The following is a 1,097-nucleotide window of genomic DNA, read 5'->3' as shown; positions in this document are numbered from 1 at the left end:
TCGCTGTCGGACGACCCGGCCGATCCGGCGAACGGCAGGGCCGGGGACGTGACGGGCAACAGCGCGGGGTGGACGCAGACGTTCACGCCGGACGCGACGGCCGTGCGCGTGGTCGGGCCCCCGCTGGCCCCGGGCGCCCGCCAGCAGTTCAAGGTCTCGGTCGCCACGGACGGCGCGAAGGGCGGCGACAGGCTCGTCAACCGCGCCCAGGCCCGCGACGGGCACACCGAACTGGTGATGCGCACCTCGGCGCCGATCGAGGTGGCGAACTACTACTCGGCGTCCCTGAAGAAGTTCGTGCAGGGCACGGACGGGCAGTGGCACGACGCCGACGAGGCGGCGGACTACCCGGTCTTCCGCTACGGCGACACGGTGAGGTACCGGATCGTGGTGACCAACACCGGTCAGGGCACACTCACCAACATCAAGGTGACGGACGACAGGCTGCCGCAGGCCGGCGCCTTCACCATCGCCTCCCTGGCGCCGGGCGAGAGCCGCTCCCACGAGTTCGGCACGGTGCTGGACGAGAAGGTGTCCGGCACGCTCGTCAACACCGCCTCCGCGACGGCGGACACCCCGCCGGACTCCGGCGTGCCGCCGACCGTCCCGCCGGACCAGGCCGGCATCGAGGTCACCAACTACACCGTGGCCAAGACCGCCGACCCGGCCTCCGGCCACAGCGTCGCCCCCGGCGACAAGGTCACCTACACGGTGAAGGTCAGGCAGCAGGGCTCCGCCCCGGCCGACGCCACGCTCTCGGACGACCTGTCCAAGGTCCTGGACGACGCCGACTACAACGGCGACGTCAAGGCCACCACCGGCACCGCACAGGTCACCGACGGCGTGCTGACCTGGAACGGCACCGTACCCGTCGGCGGCGAGGCGACCATCACCTACTCCGTGACCGTCAAGACCGGCGGCGACGGCGCCCTCGCCAACGCCGTGCTCTCACCCGGCTGCGCGCCGGCGGCGGACGGCGGCACGCCCGGCTGCACCACCCGCCACGAGACGGGCTGGTACACGTTCTCCAAGGCCGCGGACCCCACGTCCGGCTCGACCGTGCAGGTCGGTGACAAGGTCACCTACACCGTCACCGT

The 1,097-nt window shown here is 72.1% G+C and carries 1 pseudogene; it reads left to right on the top strand.

The window, feature by feature from the left end:
* Positions 1–48 precede the first annotated feature (48 nt).
* A pseudogene (locus tag ACH5AR_RS33885) lies at positions 49–1,097 on the top strand (hypothetical protein); the annotation flags it as partial.

Origin of the sequence: Kitasatospora sp. NPDC018619 (assembly GCF_044391605.1) — a bacterium.
Taxonomy (GTDB): Bacteria; Actinomycetota; Actinomycetes; order Streptomycetales; family Streptomycetaceae; genus Kitasatospora.
This window is presented reverse-complemented; position numbering and strand designations above follow the sequence as displayed.